The sequence below is a fragment of the Ensifer sp. ENS08 genome, assembly GCF_014852195.1.
GTDB lineage: Bacteria > Pseudomonadota > Alphaproteobacteria > Rhizobiales > Rhizobiaceae > Ensifer > Ensifer adhaerens.
This window is the reverse complement of the sequence record NZ_JACVBF010000020.1, coordinates 21,475-43,371: the sequence shown is the minus strand read 5'-3', so window position 1 is coordinate 43,371 and position 21,897 is coordinate 21,475. Positions and strand designations below refer to the sequence as shown.

At 59.8% G+C, this 21,897-nt stretch carries 16 protein-coding genes and 2 pseudogenes; 9 read left to right on the top strand and 9 right to left on the bottom strand.

Going from position 1 to position 21,897, the window contains the following annotated elements; all coding sequences use genetic code 11:
- Window positions 1-435 precede the first annotated feature (435 nt).
- The 4 genes and pseudogenes from IB272_RS29785 to IB272_RS35140 all read left to right on the top strand — a co-directional run bounded on the left by IB272_RS29785 (window position 436) and on the right by IB272_RS35140 (window position 4,233).
- Window positions 436-1,341: a hypothetical protein gene (locus IB272_RS29785; protein ID WP_192445617.1), complete on the top strand. Its 906-nt coding sequence runs from the start codon at window positions 436-438 to the stop codon at window positions 1,339-1,341.
- Between the two features lie 203 nt (window positions 1,342-1,544).
- A pseudogene (locus IB272_RS29780) lies at window positions 1,545-2,224 on the top strand (IS1595 family transposase); the annotation flags it as partial.
- Between the two features lie 632 nt (window positions 2,225-2,856).
- Window positions 2,857-3,888, top strand: a pseudogene (locus tag IB272_RS29775) (HAD-IC family P-type ATPase); the annotation flags it as partial.
- Window positions 3,877-4,233 (top strand): hypothetical protein, encoded by a 357-nt coding sequence (locus IB272_RS35140; protein WP_246810475.1) that lies wholly within the window; start codon window positions 3,877-3,879, stop codon window positions 4,231-4,233. The pseudogene IB272_RS29775 and the gene IB272_RS35140, both read left to right, overlap by 12 nt.
- A gap of 593 nt (window positions 4,234-4,826) precedes the next feature.
- Here IB272_RS35140 and IB272_RS29770 read toward each other — a convergent pair.
- From IB272_RS29770 to IB272_RS29760, 3 genes are all read right to left on the bottom strand, one after another.
- Window positions 4,827-5,693 (bottom strand): hypothetical protein, encoded by an 867-nt coding sequence (locus IB272_RS29770; RefSeq protein ID WP_192445616.1) that lies wholly within the window; start codon window positions 5,691-5,693, stop codon window positions 4,827-4,829.
- A 359-nt stretch (window positions 5,694-6,052) separates the two neighbouring features.
- Entirely contained in the window at window positions 6,053-6,304 is a 252-nt protein-coding gene (locus IB272_RS29765; RefSeq protein WP_192445615.1) for a hypothetical protein, read from the bottom strand.
- Window positions 6,301-7,845, bottom strand: a complete 1,545-nt coding sequence (locus tag IB272_RS29760; RefSeq protein WP_192445614.1) for a S8 family serine peptidase — start codon at window positions 7,843-7,845, stop codon at window positions 6,301-6,303. The genes IB272_RS29765 and IB272_RS29760 overlap by 4 nt, the downstream gene beginning before the upstream one ends.
- A 470-nt stretch (window positions 7,846-8,315) precedes the next feature.
- Here IB272_RS29760 and IB272_RS29755 point away from each other — a divergent pair, with 470 nt between their 5' ends.
- The 5 genes from IB272_RS29755 (at window position 8,316) to IB272_RS29735 (ending at window position 16,397) form a co-directional block, all read left to right on the top strand.
- The gene (locus IB272_RS29755; RefSeq protein ID WP_192445613.1) at window positions 8,316-11,597 is read left to right on the top strand and encodes a TM0106 family RecB-like putative nuclease; all 3,282 of its coding nucleotides are present in this window, start codon (window positions 8,316-8,318) and stop codon (window positions 11,595-11,597) included.
- A gap of 382 nt (window positions 11,598-11,979) precedes the next feature.
- Window positions 11,980-14,118, top strand: a complete 2,139-nt coding sequence (locus IB272_RS29750) for an AAA family ATPase (protein ID WP_246810474.1) — start codon at window positions 11,980-11,982, stop codon at window positions 14,116-14,118.
- Complete coding sequence (locus IB272_RS29745; protein WP_192445612.1) at window positions 14,118-15,491, top strand: restriction endonuclease; 1,374 nt, start codon at window positions 14,118-14,120, stop codon at window positions 15,489-15,491. Before IB272_RS29750 ends, IB272_RS29745 begins: the two co-directional genes overlap by 1 nt.
- Before the next feature lie 294 nt (window positions 15,492-15,785).
- Window positions 15,786-16,067, top strand: a complete 282-nt coding sequence (locus tag IB272_RS29740) for a type II toxin-antitoxin system RelE/ParE family toxin (RefSeq protein ID WP_192445611.1) — start codon at window positions 15,786-15,788, stop codon at window positions 16,065-16,067.
- A gap of 30 nt (window positions 16,068-16,097) precedes the next feature.
- Window positions 16,098-16,397, top strand: a complete 300-nt coding sequence (locus tag IB272_RS29735) for a HigA family addiction module antitoxin (protein WP_065377029.1) — start codon at window positions 16,098-16,100, stop codon at window positions 16,395-16,397.
- Window positions 16,398-16,589: 192 nt separating this feature from the next.
- Here IB272_RS29735 and IB272_RS29730 read toward each other — a convergent pair whose 3' ends face one another.
- The 6 genes from IB272_RS29730 to IB272_RS29705 all read right to left on the bottom strand — a co-directional run bounded on the left by IB272_RS29730 (window position 16,590) and on the right by IB272_RS29705 (window position 21,829).
- Window positions 16,590-16,817: a transcriptional regulator gene (locus tag IB272_RS29730; RefSeq protein WP_348627384.1), complete on the bottom strand. Its 228-nt coding sequence runs from the start codon at window positions 16,815-16,817 to the stop codon at window positions 16,590-16,592.
- A gap of 102 nt (window positions 16,818-16,919) precedes the next feature.
- Window positions 16,920-17,939: a Gfo/Idh/MocA family oxidoreductase gene (locus IB272_RS29725; protein WP_192445610.1), complete on the bottom strand. Its 1,020-nt coding sequence runs from the start codon at window positions 17,937-17,939 to the stop codon at window positions 16,920-16,922.
- A gap of 29 nt (window positions 17,940-17,968) precedes the next feature.
- Window positions 17,969-18,763, bottom strand: a complete 795-nt coding sequence (locus tag IB272_RS29720; protein ID WP_192358517.1) for a TIM barrel protein — start codon at window positions 18,761-18,763, stop codon at window positions 17,969-17,971.
- Window positions 18,764-18,849: 86 nt separating this feature from the next.
- Window positions 18,850-19,638, bottom strand: a complete 789-nt coding sequence (locus IB272_RS29715; protein ID WP_060520107.1) for an ATP-binding cassette domain-containing protein — start codon at window positions 19,636-19,638, stop codon at window positions 18,850-18,852.
- Complete coding sequence (locus IB272_RS29710) at window positions 19,638-20,759, bottom strand: ABC transporter permease (protein WP_192358519.1); 1,122 nt, start codon at window positions 20,757-20,759, stop codon at window positions 19,638-19,640. Before IB272_RS29710 ends, IB272_RS29715 begins: the two co-directional genes overlap by 1 nt.
- A 119-nt stretch (window positions 20,760-20,878) precedes the next feature.
- Window positions 20,879-21,829: a sugar ABC transporter substrate-binding protein gene (locus IB272_RS29705; protein WP_060520105.1), complete on the bottom strand. Its 951-nt coding sequence runs from the start codon at window positions 21,827-21,829 to the stop codon at window positions 20,879-20,881.
- Window positions 21,830-21,897: the final 68 nt, after the last annotated feature.

Genomic DNA, 21,897 nt, shown 5'->3' with positions numbered 1-21,897 from the left:
GGGTGAGAACTCGGATGACAGGTTTTGCTTCAGTCTTCCGATTGTCGAGATTCGCCGCCCTGAGTTTCGGCCCGATCGTCACCTTCCACCGACTCATCTGGGGTCTCGATCCGACTGCGTTGATTGCAGTGTCATCGGCACGTCCAAATTCTCCCAAAACGGCAGCCGAGTTGCCTGCGCAGCAGCCGCAGACGACATAGCAGGGCTGTTGCTCAGCCTGCGTGCAGACGACAAAGAATTGATTTCATGATGTTTCCCCAAATAGCTGCCCTCTCATAGCGAGCGGGTAAGAACATGATCAACAAAAGAAGCGGACTGTGGCTCGGTACACCCAAAATTGAGTCACACAGGTGACTCGGCGATATAGCGATGCGAAACTGGATGGATAGGAATGCCGCAGGCGATCCCATAACCCACGGTGCGACAGACACAACTATGCCTTTAGGACAGAAAGACGATCTCAACCCGATGACATGGAGTGGCGAGTCCACATTCTTTGCCGTCTTGCGCGATGCGGCGGAACAGCTGCTCGCGATGCACGATATCGCGCCAAGAGTGGTGCGTTATGTCGCCAGCATGCAGAAGTGGCTGATCACACAAGCAATCGTCGCCCTTCATTTTGAGCGAAAGCACGATGAAATGCGCCCGTCTTTGACGGCCGGGTCGCTTATCGATTTCTTTGCGGAACAGCAGCCCTTCAGCAAGAACACGCTTACGGCTCATCTGGCAGAAATGGGCGCTTACGGCTTACTTGTACCGCAGGAAAGCCGGGACAGGCGCGTTAAGCCATTGCAGTTGAGTGTCTACGGCGAGACGATGATTGGCCAATGGCTGGCAAACCATCTTTCGGCGCTTGACCGGCTCGATGGAGGTGATCGAGCGTCCAGGCTCTGCAGCGACCAGCGCCTGCTTGCGCGCATCCATCCCCTGGCTGTTCGTGCCCTTGTTTTTGATCCGGACTGGGCACAGCCGCCGGCGAGCGTGGACCTGTTCGTCCGCACGGAAACGGGAAGCAATATCCTGCATGAGCTCATCTGCCGGGTGCCGACGGGCCTTCAGGGCATTGATCGACCGGTCACCCTCGGACCGCTCCCTGCAAGTGACGTCTCGACCCGACACACCCTGTCGCGGGGCCATGTGCAGAGGGTATTTTCCCGGGCGAAATCGGAAGGACTTCTCGTCTGGAGCCTCCCTGGTAATCGTGGCGACCTATTCGTCTCCCAAGACCTGCTCCGCGACTATATCCTTTGGCAAGCCATCAAGTTCCGCGCCATTTCCGTGGCTTACCGGCAAGCGCAAGCGGATTTGTGGCGTGATGACCGCGGGGAGCGTGAGGTCTGATAGACTGGTCAAGCGTACATTCGTTCGAGGGGAAGAAGCGTCTTGGTTATGTTGGCGAATTTTCTTGCTGCTGGCCCACTGCCAGGTCCCCGTCAGTCTCCAGTTGCAGTTGATACATGGCCTTTATCAACCAAAGACAGCAAGAAGCTTGATACTCAAGGGTTACCACGCGATTCTTCGGGCATGATCCGAAGGAGATGAGAATGTCGGAGATGCTTGCAGCGCTTACCAACATTCGGACCGCGGAAGATATGGTCGTGGCCTTTCGCGATGAGGAGCAGTGTCGGCGATTGCTGGAAAGCATGGTGTGGCCGGCCGGGAGAGTTTGCCCCGCCTGTGGTTACAAGCGCTCGATCGCAATCGCCGGGCGCGATATGAGCAAGCGGCGTGCGCGTCCGGGTCTCTATCAATGCTCCAGCGGCGATTGCCGGTTCCAGTTTACGGTGACGACACACACGCCGCTGCATTCCACAAAGCTTCCTCTGAGTGTCTGGCTGAAGGGCATGTGGCTGATGCTGCAGTCGGATAAAGGTTTGTCCTCGGTGCGCCTGGCCGAGGCTCTGGGGGTGAGCCAGCCGACGGCCTGGCGGATGGGACACGCACTGCGTCTCATGGCGGCGCGCGAGCACATGCTCGATGGCACGGTGGAGATCGACCATTTTTATCTCGGTGGCGAGCAAGAATAAATCCGGACGATCCACCGCCTGGACGAGGCCAAAAAGGACTGCCGAACACCCAGAAGACGCCGGTCATGGTGATCGTGCAGCGACCAGATGACGTCACACCCGGCACTCCGGCCGGTGACGCGCGTGCTGCGGTGGTGACTGGTCTTTCGCTCCGTGCAGCGGCGCGCGCCGCCGAAGCGCAGATCGTCCCCGACGCTGGGCGGCAAGAACCCGTTCGTCGTGGCAGAGATGCATTGAAACCTTCGGTAGAGTCACCCTGCTGAATGCACGCATCTACCCTCAGATTCAACGCTCTTCGGATGCGCGCAAAAGAAGTTTTAGGACTCAATAATGCAATCCAAAATTGGGGTTCTCGCTGCGCGGTCATTCTAGGCTCGGTTTGGATCTCGATAGCGGGCCACCAGATCGCCAATATCAGCCCGAAATCAAGGCGAAGGCGTATTGACGTCATCTATCGGCGCGTCTTTGAGGATCGGTTCTGGCTGCGGAAGCACACCCTGAGCATTTGACCCTTTGAACCTATGTCGGCGTCTCTGCTCGACCGTGGGGTGCGCGAAATGATGTCACTCCAATCGCGGCAGTTGGCAAATGTCATCTTGATCTGGTTTGATCTAAATCAGTCCAACGCGACTAAACGTGACTATCCTGCGCCAATGGAGCGATGTGGACAGGGTGCCACACAACCAACAGAGAAAGCCTTACCGGAACTTTCGGAACGGTCGGCGAGTTGACTTCGGCCCGCCGGACGGTGCCACGCAAGCAGGAACTATGCGACGGCTAACTATCAGCGCGGAGGCGAAATTGTGATCTTCGGCGGGTGTAGTGCTTTATGAGATCGGCGCTGACAGATCCCCACGCCCTTTCCGGCGATGCTTGCCTTCTCGCGCTCGATGCCGAGCTCGGAGGGTTGACGGGGTCCGAGGCTGCGCGGCGGCTGGCTATCCAGGGGCCGAACCGCCTGCCCGAGACGCAATCACGCGGACCGGTTCTTCGATTTCTGTCGCAGTTTAACAACATGCTGATTTACTTGCTTCTGGGTGCTGCAGTGGTGACGGCAACGCTACAGCACTGGGTCGACACCGCCGTGATCCTCGCCGTCGTACTGGCCAATGCCGTAGTCGGATTCATCCAGGAGGGTAAGGCCGAGGTGGCGATGGCGGCGATCCGTCGGATGCTGGCGCCGCGCGCCGCAGTGCTGCGGGACGGACAGCGCCTGACCGTGGACGCGTCAGAGATTGTGCCGGGCGAGATCGTACTGCTCGAAGCCGGTGACAAGGTACCTGCGGATTTGCGTTTGCTGGAAGCGCGGGGACTTGCCGCGCAGGAGGCGATCCTGACCGGCGAGTCGGTGCCAGTGGAAAAGGATGCGGATCCGGTAACCGCCGATGCGGCCCTTGGCGATCGGCGCTCGATGCTCTGGTCGGGCACGCTTGTCACTCAAGGCACCGCGCGGGGGCTGGCCGTTGCGACCGGAGCGGCAACAGAAATTGGCCGCATCGGCGGGCTTCTGGCCGGGGTGGAGCAATTGACCACGCCGCTTGTCGCGCAGATGGACCATTTTGCGCGCTGGCTTTCGTTCTTGATCCTGCTCGCTGCGGCGCTTCTGCTCATCTACGGATAGGATTTTGTGGGGCACCACCGGTTTGACGAGATGTTCATGGCCGTGGTGGGTGTGGCCGTGGCAGCGATTCCCGAAGGTCTCCCCGCGGTGATGACGATCGCGCTAGCCATCGGCGTTCAGGCCATGGCCCGCCGCCATGCCATTGTCCGCCGCCTACCCGCGATCGAGGCGATCGGCTCGGTTTCGGTCATCTGCACCGACAAGACTGGCACGCTAACTCGCAATGAGATGGTGGTCGCGGCCGTCGAGACCCCCGAAGGCAGCTTCACGGTAACGGGGGAAGGCTATGCGCCTTCGGTTACGATCACGCCGGCGGGGGACCTATCACGCCTCGCGCGCGCGGCGGCACTGTGCAACGACGCGGTTCTGCATGACCGGGCTGGGCAATGGGCCGTGGAAGGTGATCCGATGGAAGGAGCGCTCTTGGCCTTTGCAGGCAAGGTCGGCGACCACTACCCGGCGCGGCGGCTGGATGCCATTCCCTTCGACAGCCGCCACCGCTTCATGGCAGTGCTGACTGAAGGGCTCGGACGCCGCATGATCTATGTGAAGGGTGCGCCGGTGTCGGCGCTTGACCTCCGATGAGCGTCCGCGGGCTGCGGGCATCGTTGGCGGCCCCGTACCGGCTAGCGGGATCCCGAGTCCGCAGAGAATGCCGGTCATTCCGCCTGGGCGCGCCTCGACCGAAGCAGCCTTTTCACGACCACGCCCGTCGGGAGCGCCATTCACCGCTCGAAAGAGGACGCGGACGGCCTTCCACCGCGCTCAGATGGATCAATCAGACGGGCTTCACCGAGGAAGTGCATCGCAAACCGTATACAGAGACAATGCAGGACGCCCTCTTCGGATCGCGTGCGAAACCCAAGGCGGACAAGCGATTAGTCTTCCCCGTTAGTGACGGAAACAGCACGGAGTAGCGATTCTACCAAAATTCATCACCCACCGCGGTGTATGCAACTTCCTGCTCCCGGGCATGAGGGCTTTGGCGAAGTTGGCTGAATAGGCGTTCGCCGGCAAGGAAACGTCGCTCGCAGCTACCGGCGGGCAGATCCGCCCTGCTCGTGCAGTGGCATGCGCCACCTAGCTCGCCGCCCTCATGTCGCAACGGCTTCAACGCGCTATTGAAAGGCGCCGAGGTTGCGTCGGCGTCCTTGGATCCAAGTGCGGCCGGTCTCGCGCTAGCTTTCAGTTTTCGTCTGTGCTTCGGTTCGCTTTCGTCTTGAATGAACAATGAACGACGCAAGCTCAATCACTATAAACAATTCGATGAATAGCGTGATCACCAACAAAAACACATGCTTGAATATTTCGCGTTCATTGTCGTCTAGTCTCAGAAAGGAGTCGGCCGCAGTTGCCAGCCCTAGAAAGAGCCCCAATATTCCCAGGTGGCGGCGACTTGGCGGCGATCGAAATGCGTCCGTCGCCGCGGCCTGCAGCGTATTCACTGCGTCGTCCGCCACCGTTCCCGTAGCAAATTCCCAAGCATCTTTGGCGCCCTCGGTAACTGGATTGACATCACGCGTACTCGAACGCGCGAGCGACACAGCACGCCAGGCCCCGAACGCTAGAGCCCCTAGGACCAACATCGGGTTGAGCACCAGATTGAGCGCCATGTTTGTGATGTCCTCCCCAATCTTACGAAGCAGGTGCCGGGCCTCGAACGGGGCAATCGCAAGAAGCAAGGAAAAGAAGAGCGCTACGGGAGCAAAAATTGCTAGGTTCCTTCTTCCAGACAGAGCGGCAGCGATAACCGACAGCATAACAGTTGGAAAGAAGACTATGAGCGACGCAATTATCAAAGGCGTCAGCAGCGACAAGAAAAGCACCATAAATGAGGCGATGAAACATAGAGCTTCGATCGGAATTAGTTTTTGAGACCCCCATTCGATTATTGTGAAGGGGTTCGGAAAACGGTCACTCACCGAGGTGGAAAAGCTAATGATCGGCGCGATAAGCAAATTCAACTCTGGAACGTGCTCTTGATAGCCTCTCGATAGAGCAACGCACACCAAGAAACCGATACCAATCGAAATCAATGCATGCATGAGGAGCGCCTCTTTAGACCGAAGCGCAAGAATGGCCATTCGCCGCCGGCGAAGAATTCTCTTAACCGCTTGCCCTGCCCGCAGTCCTCCAAAAAGCATCGTCGGAAATTTCCCATGCATTCGAGGGACTCGACTTGTTCACGAGGGGATGGGTTTCCCACGAGAAAAAAAGCCCAAGGTCCGTCTGGCGCGGCGACGGCCGCGGAAAGAGCGGCCATCCAAGAACCACGCCTCGCCGTGTCTTCGAGGCGAGGCCCGCAATTTAAAATCTCTGCCTGCCGTTGCGAGCTGACCGGCACTTGGTTTCCGCCGACACAGCTCGTGACGATCCGCTTCGGCGTTTGTCGCTGCGGGATGGACTATATCCCTCGCCGAGGCGGCAAGCTCGCGTTCTCGACTTCAGGCATCTCCTTGATGGCCGACAGGCATTCGGTGACTCCTGACGATGCAGCCAATCGAGCGAAGTGAATCCGCTGGAGGGCTTCGTTGCTGGTGTCACGCTTGATCGGGGCAGCGAGCTCGACGCCCGGTATATCTTGAATCCTACTCAGCACGCGAGCTCGCTCCTTGAGGCTGACGCCCGCCCGAATGGTGAACATGATATCAGTCATTGACCTAAGCCGGCGAGAAGCTGTTCCAAGTTCAAACGACCATAACCGAAATCTGGCGTAAAGTCTCGCCCGCCCATGGCGGGCACCTTGTCGGCGCTTGAGGCCAAGGCGTTGCGTATTGTCGTCGGATTCCTGTCGCCGCCATTCGCAAGGTAAAGCGCCACCGCGGCGGCGACATGCGGGGTCGCCATCGACGTGCCCGGCCAGGCATCGTAGTCCGTCTCCCGAACGTCTGCTTTCCCCTGCCTCCACCCGCCGTCGGGGCCGCGTTCAGCTCTCCAGCCCATCTGACCTGGATAGGTCGGCAGGGTCGACCAAATCGCGTCGCCTGGCGCCGCGATCGTTATGTGATTGCCGCGATTTGAAAAGTTGGTGATCCGATCTTGCAGGTTGGTTGCGCCCACAGCGATCACGCCCGGGATGGCTGCGGGGTAGGAGATGGGGCTTCCGTCGCGCTGCTCGTTGCCCATTGCCGCGACGATCGTTGTTCCGTTTGCAACTACAGCCTCGAACGCTGCACTTTCGGTCGGATCAGGAGGAGCGCCGCCGCCAATCGACAGGTTGATTACATCGACCCCTTGATCTGCACAATCGATGAGCGCTCGAAGGTACATCACCGGATCCACGAAATAGGCATACTCCGCGGTGCCGTCTGAGTATCTTAGGAGATCTGGACGGTCGTCAAAGATCTTCCAGGCGTGGACGCTTGCTCGCGAAATTCCGTTGATCCCAAGATCATTGTTGATCGTTGCAGCGATAGTGCCGGCCACATGGGTGCCATGGCCGATCAAATCCTGGGCTGAACTGGCCCCCGGAAGATCGGGATGTTCATAAGTGTAGCCGGCGATCTGGTCCTTGAGGTCAGGATGTTCATTGTCGACACCGGTGTCCAAGACCGCCACCTTGATGTTGTTGCCGTCGTCGAAGTTTGGCAGGTTCCGAGCTTCGGACCACTTGATCTTCTGGAGATTCCACATCGTGCGGACCGGCGGTGGCATCGCAGCAATTCGACTTCCTGGCGCAACCTTTGCTTTCTTAGTGGTCGGCCGCGAAGGTCGGGCCGCAGACTTTGCCGTCAGATAGCGCGTAGGCACGCGCGACACGGACGCCACGGTCGGATCTGCAGCGAGGGCCAACTGAAGCTGCCGTACGTCCCCATCGCTTGCCAGCTCGACGAGGCTGGTGGCGCCTCCAGGAGTTCGTTGGTCCAAAGCGGCGCTCAAGTTTAATGTTGGCGCCGACCACCCTTCAAGGTCGTCGCCCAGCACCCCGATGAGTTCTGGTCTGGCTCCCCGCTCGGTCGAGGGCCTCACAAGCATGCGGCTTGTGTAGTGCGGGGACGTCCTCGAAACAGGAGTTACTCTCTTGATCATTCCTGCGCGTTCGAAAAAAGCCAGGGCTTGCAGTCCCGCGCTCAGCGGTGCGCGTGCGACGGCGAGCGCAGACTCGAAGCTTCCGTGTTGTGGCTGCGGCCTCATTTGCACAAACAACATTGCTTCGTGATAAACTGGCAGTCCGGAATGCTTGAACAACGGTCCCATTATTGCCTCCCAACAATGCGTTGACGGTCAATCAGCGTTGAACCTCACGTGATCTGCAGTCTTATGTTCGCGCGCGGCCACGCGAAGCCTTTGCATTACAAGAAACATCCGTCGGTGTCCCGGTGCCAGATGCGCGCATGGTTCAGCAAACACTAAAACACATAACCTTTACGTGAACAACTACAAGTCGTTTCAGAATGCCGGGCTCGTCGGGCGACGCCAACGGCCGGCAAAAACGTGAAAACGAGACCGCGTTTTGTCTGAGCAACGCCGTTGCACTGCTCCATCATGCCGCGCATAGGCAAGTCGGGCAGCCGTGCAAGCCTGATCAGGTCTTGAGCCTTTGAGAACACATTTAAATTCCTGGGCCTCGACTATGTCAGATATTGACACCCACACACGCTATGGCTGAATTTGCAGTCTGTCGAGATGCAATTCTTGTCGTGGATTGCGCTCGATCAGGGGGCGGCATGCGAACTATTGAGGACCGAGTACTTTTGTCCGCATCGGATCTGATGCGGTTCATGGGCTGTAGCCACGCGACCACACTCGATCTCGCCTATATGCGTGGCAAGGGGCCAATGCCTCGCAAGGATAGCGATGACGCGGCTTTGCTCCAGAAGCAGGGCGATGTCCATGAAGCCGCCCATTTGGCGAAGCTCAAGGCGTCAGGTATGTCGGTGTTTGAGATCGTGCGGTCCGATCTGGCCGACAATGCAGGAGAAACCCTCGAGGCCTTGGCCGAAGGGCCGCAGGTCATCTTTCAAGGGGCGCTACTTGGCGACAAATGGGGCGGCTGGTCCGATTTCCTCGAGCGCGTTGATCGCCCGTCCGACCTTGGCCCGTTCAGTTATGAAGTGACCGACACCAAGCTCAAGCGTCGTCCCCATCCCAAACACGTGCTGCAACTAGTGCTGTATTCGGACTTGCTGACGCAGATTCAGGGCGTCGCGCCTGAATTTGCCCATGTCGAGCTGGGCAATGGCAACCGCGCGCGGCTGCGCCTCGCCGACTATCAGGCTTATGCCCGCATGGCGCGCCAGCGGCTTGAGGCCTTCCTGGAAAATCCGGTGTCGACTCGGCCGATCCCTTGCGCCGATTGCGCGTTGTGCCGTTGGGGCGATCATTGCGAAAGCCAGTGGCAGGCCGAGGACAGCCTGTTCAACGTCGCCAATATCACCCGCATGCAGGTCAAGAAGCTCGAGGCCGCCGGCATCACCTCCATGGAGGCGCTGGCCGCGCTCAATCAACCGATCCGTGGTATGACTGATAATACGCAAGCGCGGCTGGTGACGCAGGCGCGCCTGCAGCATGCACGCAAGTCCGGGCCACCTGCCTTCGAGCTGCGCGAGCCGGAACCCGGCAAGGGTTTCGATCTCTTGCCCGCGCCGCAGCCAGGCGACATCTTCTACGATATCGAGGGCGACCCACATTACGAGGGCGGCCTCGAATATCTTCACGGCGTCTGGTTTGATGGGCGCTTCAAGGCTTTCTGGGCGCATGACCATGGCGCCGAAGCGCAGGCCCTCTCCGAGCTCCTCGACTTCATTAGACAAAGGCTTGTGGCCTATCCCGAAGCGCGCATCTATCACTACGCGCCCTATGAGATTACTGCCTTGCGGCGACTAACCGCCAAATACGGAATAGGCGAGGCCTTACTCGATCGTCTGCTGCGCGAGCGGCGGTTTGTCGATCTTTTCGCCGTGGTCCGCGGCGCGCTTATAGGCTCGGAAGCCAATTACTCGATCAAGTCGATGGAAGCCTTTTATGGCCGGGTGCGCGAGGGCGAGGTGAAAACCGCCGGCGGCTCGGTCGTCGCCTATGAGCGTTGGCGTGAAACCGAAGAACAATCGATCCTCGATGAAATCGAGGACTATAATCGCATCGACTGTATCTCGACCGAAGAATTACGCGACTGGTTGGTGAGCATTCGGCCTGCCGCGCCTTGGCCGGTGTTGGCGGCCGATGCCAGCGGCAAGGAAATCGAGGAAGACGCCGACACGCAAGCCCTGCGCGCCGGGCTTGCCAAATCCGGCCTGCCGCAGGCGCGACAGGAGATGCTGTTCAATCTCGGCCTGTTCCACAAGCGCGAGGCCAAGCCGGCGCAATGGGCGGTCTTCGACAGCGTTGGTAAGGACGAAGACGATCTGATCGACGATCTCGATGCGCTGGCAGGTCTGCAGGCGCTCGGCCCCGCATCACGAGTTAAGCGCTCGGTGCTGCGGCGCTACCGCTTTCCTGCTCAGGAGACCAAGCTGCGCGCGGGTCGCAACGCGACTGTCCCGGTCGTCGATGGGGCACCAGCCAGTGTTGGCATCGAAGAGCTCGATCGCACTGAGCGCATCATCACAGTCAAGGCCGGGCCAGCCAAAGAACACCTACTAACCGATCGTCTGACGCTGCATCCCGATTGGCCGCTCAACACTGACGTCATTGCCGCCGCATTGCGCGACGTGATCGACGATCAGTGTGGTGCGCGCCGCTTTACCGCACTCGATGATCTGCTTGCGCGCGCAGCCCCGCGCCTTGTGACGGGACCACGGACCGATCTGCTCGGTGGCGCTGATCCTTTGACCGGCACGATCGCGGCGATCACCGCCATGGACAGCACAGTCTTGCCCGTCCAAGGACCGCCAGGAACCGGTAAGACTTATGTCACCGCGCGTGCGATCTTGGCACTGGTACGCCAAGGTCATCGCGTTGGCGTGGCCTCGAACAGCCACGAGGCAATTCGCAATGTGCTGATGGGGTGTCTTGCCGCGCAGGGTGATAGCGATCCCGTTCCCGGTCTGTGCATCGGCCACAAGGTCAGCGGCGGCGAGGATGGTTATCCGGCAAGCTGTACCGGCATTATCCGCTCGACCGCCAATGAAGATTCCCTGTGGGACCGCGCTCAGGTAATTGGCGGTACCGCTTTCTTCTTCGCGCGGCCCGAACACGAGCAGGCGCTCGATTGGCTATTCGTCGATGAAGCCGGGCAAGTGGGGCTGGCCAACATGGTCGCCATGGGCCGCTGCGCGCGCAACATCGTGCTGGTCGGCGATCCACGTCAATTGCCACAGGTCATCCAGGGTGCGCATCCCGATCCGGCCAACCTTTCCTGTCTTGAGTGGATGCTGGGCGATCACGCCACCGTCCCGCCTGATCGCGGCATCTTCCTACCGGTCTCGCGGCGCATGCATCCTAATGTCTGCGGGTTTATTTCGCGGCAGCTCTATGACGGCCGGCTCATCAGCTCTCCCGAAACGGCCGTCCAGGCGGTGCGCGGGACGGGCTGGCCCGAAGCTGGCGCTTTCTGGGTGCCCGTCGCCCACGGGGGCAATGCCCAGATCGCCGTCGAGGAAGTCGCTGCCATCCAAGCGACGATTGACGATTTACTCTCGGGAACCTGGACAGATAAGGATGGGACAACGCGCGCCCTTCGTCCCGCCGATATCATCGTCGTGGCGCCCTATAATGCGCAGGTCAATGCCCTGTTGGACGCCCTGCCTGCTGCAATTCGTGTCGGCACGGTCGACAAATTCCAGGGGCAGGAAGCACCAGTCTGCCTGGTATCGATGACCGCCTCGTCGGTCGAAGATACACCCCGCGGCATGGATTTCCTGTTCTCGCTCAACCGCATCAATGTCGCTGTCTCGCGCGCCAAGGGCCTTGCGCTCGTTTTCGGCGCGCCGCGGCTGCGCGAAGCAAAATGCGACACCGTCGAACAGATGCGCCTTGTGAACACGCTATGTGCGCTTACAAGCCTCTAGAATATTCAGGAGAATTTTTGTGCAACTCGAGAGTACTGACTGGCTGGTAATTCAGAAAGAATTGGCACTGGCATTTGGAAAACCAGTTCCATCGGGTTTTCTTGTTCGGGCTGGCTCAACAGCCATGCGCGACGGATCACCGACAGTAAAACGAAATCGTGGGGAGCGAGATAGGCTAGTCCGGGAAGGCGTGCTCGTTCCCGATGAGAATCCGGCATTATTTCGCTTTAACACGGATTATCTTTTCAGCAGCCAGAGTCTGGCGGCTGGCATCGTGATAGACGGAAATAGCAATGGCGGTCATTGGCAAGAGAACTCTGCCGCAACACGAGAGCCTTCCGGGCATCCTGGACAGCTAACTCGTTTGGAAGTGGAAATGGCGATGGACGCTTATGACTGCTATCGCCAGTCGGGTGAGCACGCTGACGTCTTCGGGGCCTTCGGCGAGCCGCGCGACTTTTGGGTGCGCACTACACGCGAGCGGCCGAACCGAATCTATCCCTCCAAGCCGATCGTCGGCTTCCTCCGCGGCAAGACGCAACTCAATGGCGGCTGGGGGCAGAAGGCCGATGCCGCAGCCCGGCTCCACAATGCCGGGTACATCATCGTCGATGCCGATAACGCGCCGATCACCCCACCCGAACGCTATGAGCATCTGGTCAGTAACGCTGATCGCATCCGGCTGTGCGCGCGCAACTATTATCTCGAACCGGCGCGTGAGAACGGCGCGGCAGAAGTCGCGATCCGCGTGAGCGACCTGAGCCGAGACATGGGTCTTCGCGATTTGTTCCCGGCCATTTGCAGCGCCCTCGGCGGCGAGAAATTTCAGAAGCTCGCCAATGTCCCTGTACCGACTCACACCCTACCCAATCCCAGCAGCTCTACAGTCTTCACCTACCAACTCGCCGCACCCGAAGGGCACCAGATTATGACGCTCGAACCCGCCGCCGCGATGCCCGCCACCACCAATCTGATCCTGTACGGGCCACCGGGAACCGGCAAAACTTATGCGACGGCCTGGGAAGCGGTGCGGCTTTGCCTGGGCGACGCCCGGGTCATACCGCTGCGCGATGACCGCGATGCCCTAATGGCTGAATATCGCCGCCTTGTCGGTGAAGGGCGGATCGAATTCGTCACATTCCACCAGTCGATGGCCTATGAGGATTTCGTCGAGGGCCGTCAGCCCACAACCGGATCCGACGAAGGCGAAGACGGCGCCTCCGTAGGGTTCCGCCTCGAAACTGTGCCCGGGATATTCCGGCGCATTGCGAAACGAGCCGAGACCGGGCTCGCCAAGAAAGCGATCAGTAATCGGCTCACGACGGAAGACCGCCAGATTTACAAGATGTCGGTGGGCTCCAGCAGGGATGCTGGCGACCAGGAGCTCTTCGAGGAAGCGATTGAAGGGGGGTATACCCTCCTTAATTGGGAAGACATCGACTGGAGCGACCCAAAATACGAGAACGCCGGGGAGATCCTGAAAACCTGCGAAGTACAAGGCAAGATCGAAGGTCCGGTCACCCTGCAGTCTGGGCAAGTGTCGATCACCGATACGTTTCGCAATCGCCTAAAGAGCCGCGATATCATCGTTGTTTCGAAGGGGAACAGCTTGATCCGAGCCATAGGCGAGGTAACTGGCTCCTATGAATATCAACCGCGACCGGACGGCAAATTCGGTCACAGACGTGCCGTCCGCTGGCTCTGGCACGATCCCGCGGGCGTTCCCGTCACCGAACTCTATGATGGCAATTTCACGATGCGGTCGCTCTACTTGCTGAACAGGGAGCGCCTCAACATCTCCGCTCTTGAGCGATACATGAACAGCGCGACCGAGGAGGCCGACGCCGACGTTGAGCGCGAGGCCTTCGTGTTGATCATCGACGAAATCAACCGGGCTAACATCTCCAAAGTCTTTGGTGAGCTGATCACGCTCTTGGAACCCGATAAGCGCCTGGGCCAGCCTAACGCGCTTAAGCTGCATCTCCCGTACTCGCGAGATGAATTCGGCGTGCCGGCGAATTTGCATATCATTGGCACGATGAATACGGCGGACCGGTCGATTGCACTGCTCGACACCGCCTTACGCCGCCGCTTTACCTTCCGCGAGCTGATGCCCGATATAGAAGAACTGCGCCGGGCGCTGGCGGCGCGGCAGCTTGATGCCGCAAATCTCGATGGGATCGATCTGTGCAAGCTGCTGCTCACAATCAATGAGCGGATCGAATATCTCTTCGATCGCGAACACCAGATTGGCCATGCCTATTTCACCGGCTGCCGCAGCCACGTCGATGTCGAGGAGGTGATGCGCCACAAAATCATCCCGCTCTTGGCCGAGTATTTCTACGAGGATTGGTCGAAGGTTGCCGCGGTGCTGGGCGATGGCGACGGCACCAAGGGCGCCCATTTTCTCGAAGCCAGACGATTGACGGCGCCGGCCGGGTTTGCCGACGATGAACTGGGAGGTGGCAAGATGCGCTGGAGCGTGAAGCCCCGTTTCGACTTTTCGGACTTTGCCGCCTGATGCCCGCCTATACGGTTCGCGAATGGGACAAGCTCACCTACGGCGAGGGCGCGGGTCAGATTCCTGACAGCCATGCCATTAGGCTGGCAGCGCTGGCGGCACGCTCGGCTTTTGCCGGCCGCGGCGGTGACGGCGTTCTCGAACATGGCCGGCATGCCTTGCGCGCCCGCGGCGTGGTCGGAATTCTGACGGCGGGCGATGCGAGCCTGGAGATCTTGCCCAAGATCGATGTGGCGCCCGGTGAAACGCCCGATCACGAGAACGCGGCGATCCGAAAGCGTCTGGTGCATATGCTGGCTGTCGCGCTGGATCTGAAAATCGACCTCGGCGTCATAACCGATCTCGCCTGGCAGCGCGAAACTCTCCTTGAAATCCTGATCCGCATCTTTTGCAACAAACTGACTGAAGCCCTTCGCAAGGGCATGCCACGCCGCTATGTCACCCGAGATGAGGATTTGTCGGTCTTGCGCGGGCAGCTCAACGTCACCCGTCAGTTCACCCGCCATGCGGTCGACCCTTCGCGACTTGCATGCCGCTTCGATCTTCTGTCGGAAGACACGCCGCTCAACCGGATCATGAAAGCGGCCGTGGTGCGCTTGGCGCGGCTCTCACGGCGCTCCGCCAACCAGCAACGTCTGCGTGAGCTCGCCTTCCTCTACGCCGACATTACCGAGGAGCCGGTTTCCGCGCTGCGCTGGGATCAGGTTGTGATTGACCGTACCAATCGGTCCTGGCAGGAGCTCTTCGCCATGGCCCGGCTCTTCTTGCAGGATCGCTATCAAACGACCACGGGTGGCTTCGGCGAGGGCACCGCGATGTTGTTCGAGATGAACGCGCTGTTTGAGGAGTATGTCGGCCGGTTGATCGTCCGCGCACTGGCCGGGACCGGGCTCACCGTCTCTCTACAGGCAGGGCGTCTGTTCTGTTTGAGCGCACAGGACAGCGGGCGCGCCCTATTCCAGACCAAGCCCGATATTCTGATCCGCCAGGGGGGCACGGTCACTCATGTTATCGACACCAAGTGGAAGCGAATATCCGCGCGGATCGATGATCCCAAGCAGGGTGTCTCGCAAGCCGATGTCTATCAGATGATGGCCTATGCCCAGCTCTATCGCGCGCCACGCCTGACGCTACTCTATCCCCACCATCCGGGCCTTGGCGCCGAAGACGCGGTTCACGCGCGCTACCTCATTACTGGACACGCTACCACCCTCGAGACCGCCAGCATCGATGTATCTAACAGTTCGCAAATGCTGGCCAAGCTTCGCGGCCTGGTAGTTGGGGAGACAAACCCATGCTTGACGGAAGCGGAAACGTTCAATCAAAATTCGTCCACCTCTTGCACGATAGAATGCCAGCTCCCAGTTGGCTGAGGCTCTAATCCTGCCGGTCGAGTCCCGGCCCCATGTCGGTCAGCAGCGCGCAAAGTTGTGGTTGGCGCGTTGGGCCTAGACTTAGGCTTACCACCCGACGATCGGAAGACCGCAACTTGTCGCCCCGGCCGGGACGTCGACTCCTATTCATCGCCTTGAACAGGTTCGAACCGGAGATCGACCACGTTCAGATCGCGTAAACAGGAAGGCGATTGCGAATCTGTATCATGCAATGATACATTTTGATTGACTTTCACCAGTATCGCCATATGATACAAACATTAAGAGCCAAGCGTGATCAGGTCATTTAAGGATGCGAAAACCGAAGCCGTTGCCCGCGGCAAAGCGCCGAAAGGCTTTCCTTCAGACATCGTGAGGTCGGCCGTCCGCAAACTGACAATCCTGAACAGCGCTGCAGCTCTTGAAGACCTGCGTTCTCCTCCCGGCAATCGACTAGAAGCGCTTAAGGGGAATAGAGAAGGCCAACATTCGATCCGGATCAATGATCAGTGGCGCATATGCTTCGTATGGACTGATGCCGGTGTCGAGGACGTTGAAATAGTTGATTACCATTGAAGGCCGAGCGTAACAGACAGGGAGCTTGAGATGACCCATATCCTTCCGCCGATCCATCCTGGCGAAATCCTCCGCGAGGAGTACTTGCTTCCTCTCAACATGAGTGCTGGTGCACTCGCGAAAAAGCTCAATGTCCCACGCACCCGCATCGAACGTCTTGCAGCAGAGCAAACACCGGTAACGACAGATACCGCCCTGCGCCTCGCCAAGTATTTCCGGACAACACCGGAATTTTGGATGAACATGCAGACCAGCTTCAACCTCAAGACAGAGGAAGTAGCGCTCCATGGCGAACTGGAGTTGATTCCGGAAATCGATAGGGCAGCGTAGCCGGAAGTACGGCATCTTCCAGTCGATACATTATGCGACTTTGGACGCACAAATCGAGAACATATACTGAATTCGGAAGGCGGTTTTGGAACTACTTCGGCCGCAGGGCAACATCGGGGAACCTTGCGCGAGGGCCCTTTCAACGACAATGGCCGTGGAGATCCACGGCCATTGGCTAGAATAATGCGCGATCTATGAGTGAGACATCTTCCTCAGATGTTGCTGGAAAAACGTCTTGAAATCCCGGAAACTTTCAAAGCCAAGGACTGTCGCAAGCCGTGTGACCGTGGTTGGTGAAACAGAGCACGCGCTCGCGACCGAGCGGGCACTTCCGAATGCGATAAGATCCGGTCTTGCCAGTGCCTTTCGAGCGACTTGTTCCAGCTGTCTCGGAAGCCTGAGGGCTCTGGATGCAACCATTGCCCTAAGCTCCGTCACATCGCCAGGACGCCGGGTTGCCTCGCTGACCTTCATCACCGCTTCTCCCTTGCTCGCCGATGCTTCACCAACCCAGTCGGGCCGCTATCGCAACGACACGGGTGCCTTCTTCGAAACGGACTCAATGCAGGCAAGGGCGATCGCAAGCGCGTTGCGCGCATCAGCACCGCCCGGCCCTTCAGTCATTTCGCCGCGGCGAACAGCTCTCACGAAGGAAGCAAGCTGAGCGGTGTAGCCGTGAACGAAGTGCTCGGTGTCACGACGCCAGGTATCATTGGTGGTGCCGTCCTTGTCGAACAGCGTCATGCTGGAACGCCGGACCTCCCCCATCGTCACCATGCCACCGGAGCCGAAGACCTCTCCGCGGATGTCGTAGCCATACATTGCGCAGAAATTCGCTTCTGCGACCGCGATCGAGCCATTGTCGAAGCGGATCGTGACGACCGCTGTGTCGTGGAAGCCCTTGTCGCGGAAATCCGGCCGCACGAGCGCGTCGGCTACGGCCATGACCTCTATCGGCTTTGCATTCGGGTTCAGCCAAAGCAGCGTGTCGAAATCGTGGATCAGCGTTTCGTAAAAGATCGTCCATTGCGGAATCTTGGCGGGATCGGCGCCAAAGGGGCCGGGATCGCGAGTCAGCGAGCGCAGAAGCTGCGGCGCACCGACCTTGCCGGCATCGATCGCCGCGCGTCCTTCCGAGAAAGCCTGGTCCCAACGCCGATTGAAGCCTACCTGGAGGGGAACGCTGACTGCGCGCGCCGCAGCGATCGCCCGATCGGCATCCTCAAGCGTTAGCGCCATGGGCTTCTCGCAAAAGATCGCCTTGCCGGCTTCGGCAGCCTGCACGAGGACGTTCGTGTGGAACCGCGCCGGTGTGGCAATGATCACGGCATCGAGATCCGGGTGGGCAAGAAGGTCCGCGACTTCGGTGTACGAGCTCTCAACGTCGAGCTTGCCGGCGAGCGCGGCGGCAGCCCCTGGCGCGGGGTCAGCGATGCCGACGAGTTCGGCATCGACGAGGCGGCGTGCGACGGTCTCACCGTGGAAGGAACCGATGCGTCCGGCGCCGATGAGGCCGACATTGACGGGTTTGTTCTTGGGCATGGGATTGATCCTGTAGAGGTTGAAAAATGTCAGAGGGTGAATGCGGCGCGGAAGGCTTCGAGCGCCACTTCGGGGTCGCCTGCGGCCCAGGCCTCCATGCCGATCGGGCCGGAATAGCCCATGGCATTCAATGCCCTGGCAATCCCGTTCCAGTTGACCTCGCCGGTACCGGGCTCAAAGCGGCCCGGCACATCGGCCACCTGAATTTCGCCAATCCACGGCAAGCATTTGCGGCAGAGTTCGATCAGGTTCCCCTCGCCAATCTGGGCATGGTAGAGATCGAGATTGAGACGGAGACGCGGATGATCGACGCTGGAGACCAGCGCCAGTGTGTCCTCAGCGCGGCCGAAGGGTACGCCTGGGTGGTCGACCGGGAGGTTGAGGTTTTCGAGCGTAAACGTGACGCCTTCCTCCTCGGCCATGTCCACGATGCGGCAAAGCGTGTCACGCGCCTTCAGCCACATGGCGCCTGTAACGACTTCGATGGGCTGGATGGGCAGGCCCCTGTCTCCAAGGCCCGTGCCGTGCAGATTGAGCCGTTGGACTCCGAGCCGCTTTCCGATCTGAGCGGTTTCGCGCGCAGTCCTCAGGAGTTCTGTTGCACCCTCGTCGTCCGTCAGGCGGCCGGTGAGGTAGCCGTTCATGATCGTGAAGGCGGCGCCGGTCGCTTCCAGCTTGTTGAGATCGTGATCCGGCCAGTTCCAAAGACCGACGCCGAAACCCATTTCCTTGAGGCGCGAAGCACGCCATTCGATCGGTTTGTCGCGCCAGAGCATCTCTGCGCAGGCGGCAAGTGGGAAAGAAGAAATCGTGGACGCACTCATGGTGGATTCCATATTTTTTTTTGGACATGACGATGGGTGGAGCGGCGCAAAGGGCGCCGCACCGACAGGCTGGGATGTGAATTCGATCAGATCGTTCCGCCGAGCTCTTCGGACAGGGATTGCAACTCCTTGCCGCCTGCCATCAGGTTCTGAAGCTCATCAATGCCGATGGCGTCCTTTGTATAGGTGCCAAGCGTCTTGCCACGATTGAGCACGGTGAAGCGGTTGCCGACCGCGTAGGCGTGGCGGACGTTGTGGGTGATGAAGATCACGCCCAGGCCTTTGGCGCGAACCTGGTTGATGTACTTCAGCACCATCGAGGTCTGGGCCACGCCGAGTGCCGACGTCGGTTCGTCAAGGATCAGCACCTTGGCGCCGAAGTACACGGCACGGGCGATCGCCACGCATTGCCTCTCGCCTCCGGAAAGCGTGCCCACCGCCTGCTGCGGGTCACGAACGTCGATGCCGATCCTATGCATCTCGTCGCGTGTGATGTTGTCGGCCTCGTCCATGTTCATGCGCTTGAACGGACCAAATCCGACGAGGGGTTCGCGTCCCATAAAGAAGTTCCGGGTCACCGACATCAGCGGGATCATCGCAAGGTCCTGGTAGACCGTGGCGATGCCGGCATCGAGCGCGTCGCGAGGCCCGGAAAACAACCGGGGCTGACCGTCGACCAGGAAGTCGCCCGACGTCGGCTTGTGCACACCGGCAAGCGTGTTGATCAGGGTAGATTTGCCGGCACCATTGTCGCCGAGCAGGCAGAGCACCTCGTTCGGATATACGTTCATGGAAACGCCGTTGAGCGCGATGACCGAGCCGAAATGCTTGACGAGGTTCCTCACCTCGACGAGGGGCGTCTGAGATGTGCTCATCAGCGTTCTCCCGTGACGCGTTTGCGGATGACGTTGTTGAAGACGACAGCGGTCAGCAGCATGCCGCCGAGGAAGACGAGATACCAATCCTGGTCGATCGACGTGTAAGTCAGGCCAATCAGCACCATGCCGAAGACGATCGATCCGAAGAATGCCCCTATAGCCGAGCCGTAGCCACCGGTCAGCAGGCAGCCGCCGATGACGGCCGCAATGATCGCCTCGAACTCCTTCTGGAAACCGCGGCGAGCGTCGGTCGAGCCGGCGTCGAGCACGGTCAGTATGGCGACCAGCGTGGCGCAAAGAGCGGTGACGACGAAAAGCGTCGTCTTGACCCGAGCGACCGGTACGCCCGACTTGCGTGCGGCGCGCGGATCGCCACCGGATGCAAAGATCCAGTTGCCAAAGCGCGTGCGCAGGAGAATCCATGTAGCAAGAAGTGCGATCCCGACAAACCACAGGATCTCGATCGGAATGCCTGGGACTTTCGGTGTGCCATTCGGGAACGTGTCTATGATGCCAGCCTCCGCAAGCCACGTGAACAGTCCGGGAAAGGCATCGCCGGAGAAGAGCGGCGCGAGCGGGCTGCCGGCCACGGCTTCCTTCATGCCGCGAAGCTGCGTTGCGCCGCCGCTTGCCCATTTGAGACCGACGAGCGTCAGACCGCGCAGGATGAAGAGAAATGCGAGCGTCACGATGAACGACGGGAGACCCGTGCGCATGGTGAGCTGCGCGTTCATCACTCCGATGAAGACTGCGAATGCGATCGCGACAAGGATCGCCACGCTAAGCGGAACCTGCCAGACGACAAGAGCCGCACCGAAAACGAGGCCGGCAAAAGCGACCATCGATCCGATCGACAGATCGAACTCGCCGCCGATCATTAGGAGCGCCGCGCCGACGGCGAGAATGCCGAGCTGGGCGGCCGGCGCCATGAAGTTTACGACACCCGCCAATGTAAACATCGCGGGGTTCGCGGTCAGAAGAAAGAAGACGGTCACGAGCACCAGACCGGCGACGGCGCCGAGTTCAGGACGGCGTAGTATGCCAGTTAACGTCGATACCTTCTTCAGCCGCTCGTCGGATCTGGCAGCAGACCCGTTCTGTTCGTTGGCTAGGGTCATGGTCGTACCTCAGCAGTGTAATTGTTATCCGTGCGCCATCCGTCCCGTTCACGCGGTGGCGCGGAGCGGTCGGGCGATGAGAGCAGCTCCCACTGGCGCGGGAGCTGCCGCGGATCCGCCTAGCGGATGCCCTGGGAGGATTTTTCGATAACGGATGCGGCCGCGTCCTTCTCGACGAAGCTCGGACCGGATGCCACGTTGCCGGCAGGAATGGTGCCGTAGCGCGCATTGAGTGCCAGGAACGTCACCGGCAGATAACCCTGCAGATAGGGCTGCTGATCAACCGCAAACAGCGCCTTGCCGTCAGCGACGGACTGGAGGAAGCCGGCTGAGAGATCATAGGAAGCGACCTTCACCTTATCGCCAACGCCCATCTTCTCAACGACGGCGACGGCGCGCTCGCCGACCAGCGGGGCGGACAGCCCGAGCACCAGATCGATCGACGGGTCGGAGGTCAATGCCGCCTGGATTTTCGCCTCAATCTCGGCGGGGTCTGCCGTCGTCGGCAGGATCGTTACCTTGCCGCCTTCAAACCCCTGCTCCGTGCCGGCGCAGCGCTGGTCAAGAGCCGCGTTGCCAACTTCCTGATTGACGCAGAGCACGTGCTTAAGGCCGAGCGACTTGAGCTTAGCGCCCACCTTGACGCCGGCCGGAAGCTCGTCTTGTCCGACATGCAGCTTGATACCCAGTTTTTCAGCTGCAGAGATGCCAGAGTTCATCGAGATTACCGGAATGCCCGCGGCAACCGCTTTCTCGATCGCCGGGCCGAGCGCGTCCGGGTCAGGGTTCGAAATAACGATGCCCGCCGGATTCTGGTTCACGGCAGCTTCGATCAGTTGCGCCATCGCCACCATGTCGAAGGTTTCCGGCGCGCGGTAATCGACCTGGACGTTGCTGTCCTGGCCGGCCTGCATGATGCCGTTCTTCACGATCGACCAGAACGGGTCGGACGCCTGCCCGTGCGTCACCGCGATGATGGTGGGCTCCTGAGCTTTCGCGCTGATGGCGGCCGTGGTGGCGACGCCGAGCACGACCGCGCCGAATGCGAGCTTCTTCAGAATGGATTTCATCTGCTCCTCCTCCAATCGCCACACCCTCCACAGGATGGCGAGAAAAACGATTGCTACCGGGTGCATTT

Excerpts from the sequence above, each read along its gene's own strand:
- IB272_RS29785 (WP_192445617.1), top strand. The coding sequence starts at position 436 with ATGCCTTTAGGACAGAAAGACGATCTCAACCCGATGACATGGAGTGGC.
- IB272_RS35140 (WP_246810475.1), top strand. The coding sequence starts at position 3,877 with ATGGTGGTCGCGGCCGTCGAGACCCCCGAAGGCAGCTTCACGGTAACG.
- IB272_RS29770 (WP_192445616.1), bottom strand. The coding sequence starts at position 5,693 with ATGCATGCATTGATTTCGATTGGTATCGGTTTCTTGGTGTGCGTTGCT.
- IB272_RS29765 (WP_192445615.1), bottom strand. The coding sequence starts at position 6,304 with ATGACTGATATCATGTTCACCATTCGGGCGGGCGTCAGCCTCAAGGAG.
- IB272_RS29760 (WP_192445614.1), bottom strand. The coding sequence starts at position 7,845 with ATGGGACCGTTGTTCAAGCATTCCGGACTGCCAGTTTATCACGAAGCA.
- IB272_RS29755 (WP_192445613.1), top strand. The coding sequence starts at position 8,316 with ATGCGAACTATTGAGGACCGAGTACTTTTGTCCGCATCGGATCTGATG.
- IB272_RS29750 (WP_246810474.1), top strand. The coding sequence starts at position 11,980 with ATGGACGCTTATGACTGCTATCGCCAGTCGGGTGAGCACGCTGACGTC.
- IB272_RS29745 (WP_192445612.1), top strand. The coding sequence starts at position 14,118 with ATGCCCGCCTATACGGTTCGCGAATGGGACAAGCTCACCTACGGCGAG.
- IB272_RS29735 (WP_065377029.1), top strand. The coding sequence starts at position 16,098 with ATGACCCATATCCTTCCGCCGATCCATCCTGGCGAAATCCTCCGCGAG.
- IB272_RS29730 (WP_348627384.1), bottom strand. The coding sequence starts at position 16,817 with ATGGTTGCATCCAGAGCCCTCAGGCTTCCGAGACAGCTGGAACAAGTC.
- IB272_RS29725 (WP_192445610.1), bottom strand. The coding sequence starts at position 17,939 with ATGCCCAAGAACAAACCCGTCAATGTCGGCCTCATCGGCGCCGGACGC.
- IB272_RS29720 (WP_192358517.1), bottom strand. The coding sequence starts at position 18,763 with ATGAGTGCGTCCACGATTTCTTCTTTCCCACTTGCCGCCTGCGCAGAG.
- IB272_RS29715 (WP_060520107.1), bottom strand. The coding sequence starts at position 19,638 with ATGAGCACATCTCAGACGCCCCTCGTCGAGGTGAGGAACCTCGTCAAG.
- IB272_RS29710 (WP_192358519.1), bottom strand. The coding sequence starts at position 20,759 with ATGACCCTAGCCAACGAACAGAACGGGTCTGCTGCCAGATCCGACGAG.
- IB272_RS29705 (WP_060520105.1), bottom strand. The coding sequence starts at position 21,829 with ATGAAATCCATTCTGAAGAAGCTCGCATTCGGCGCGGTCGTGCTCGGC.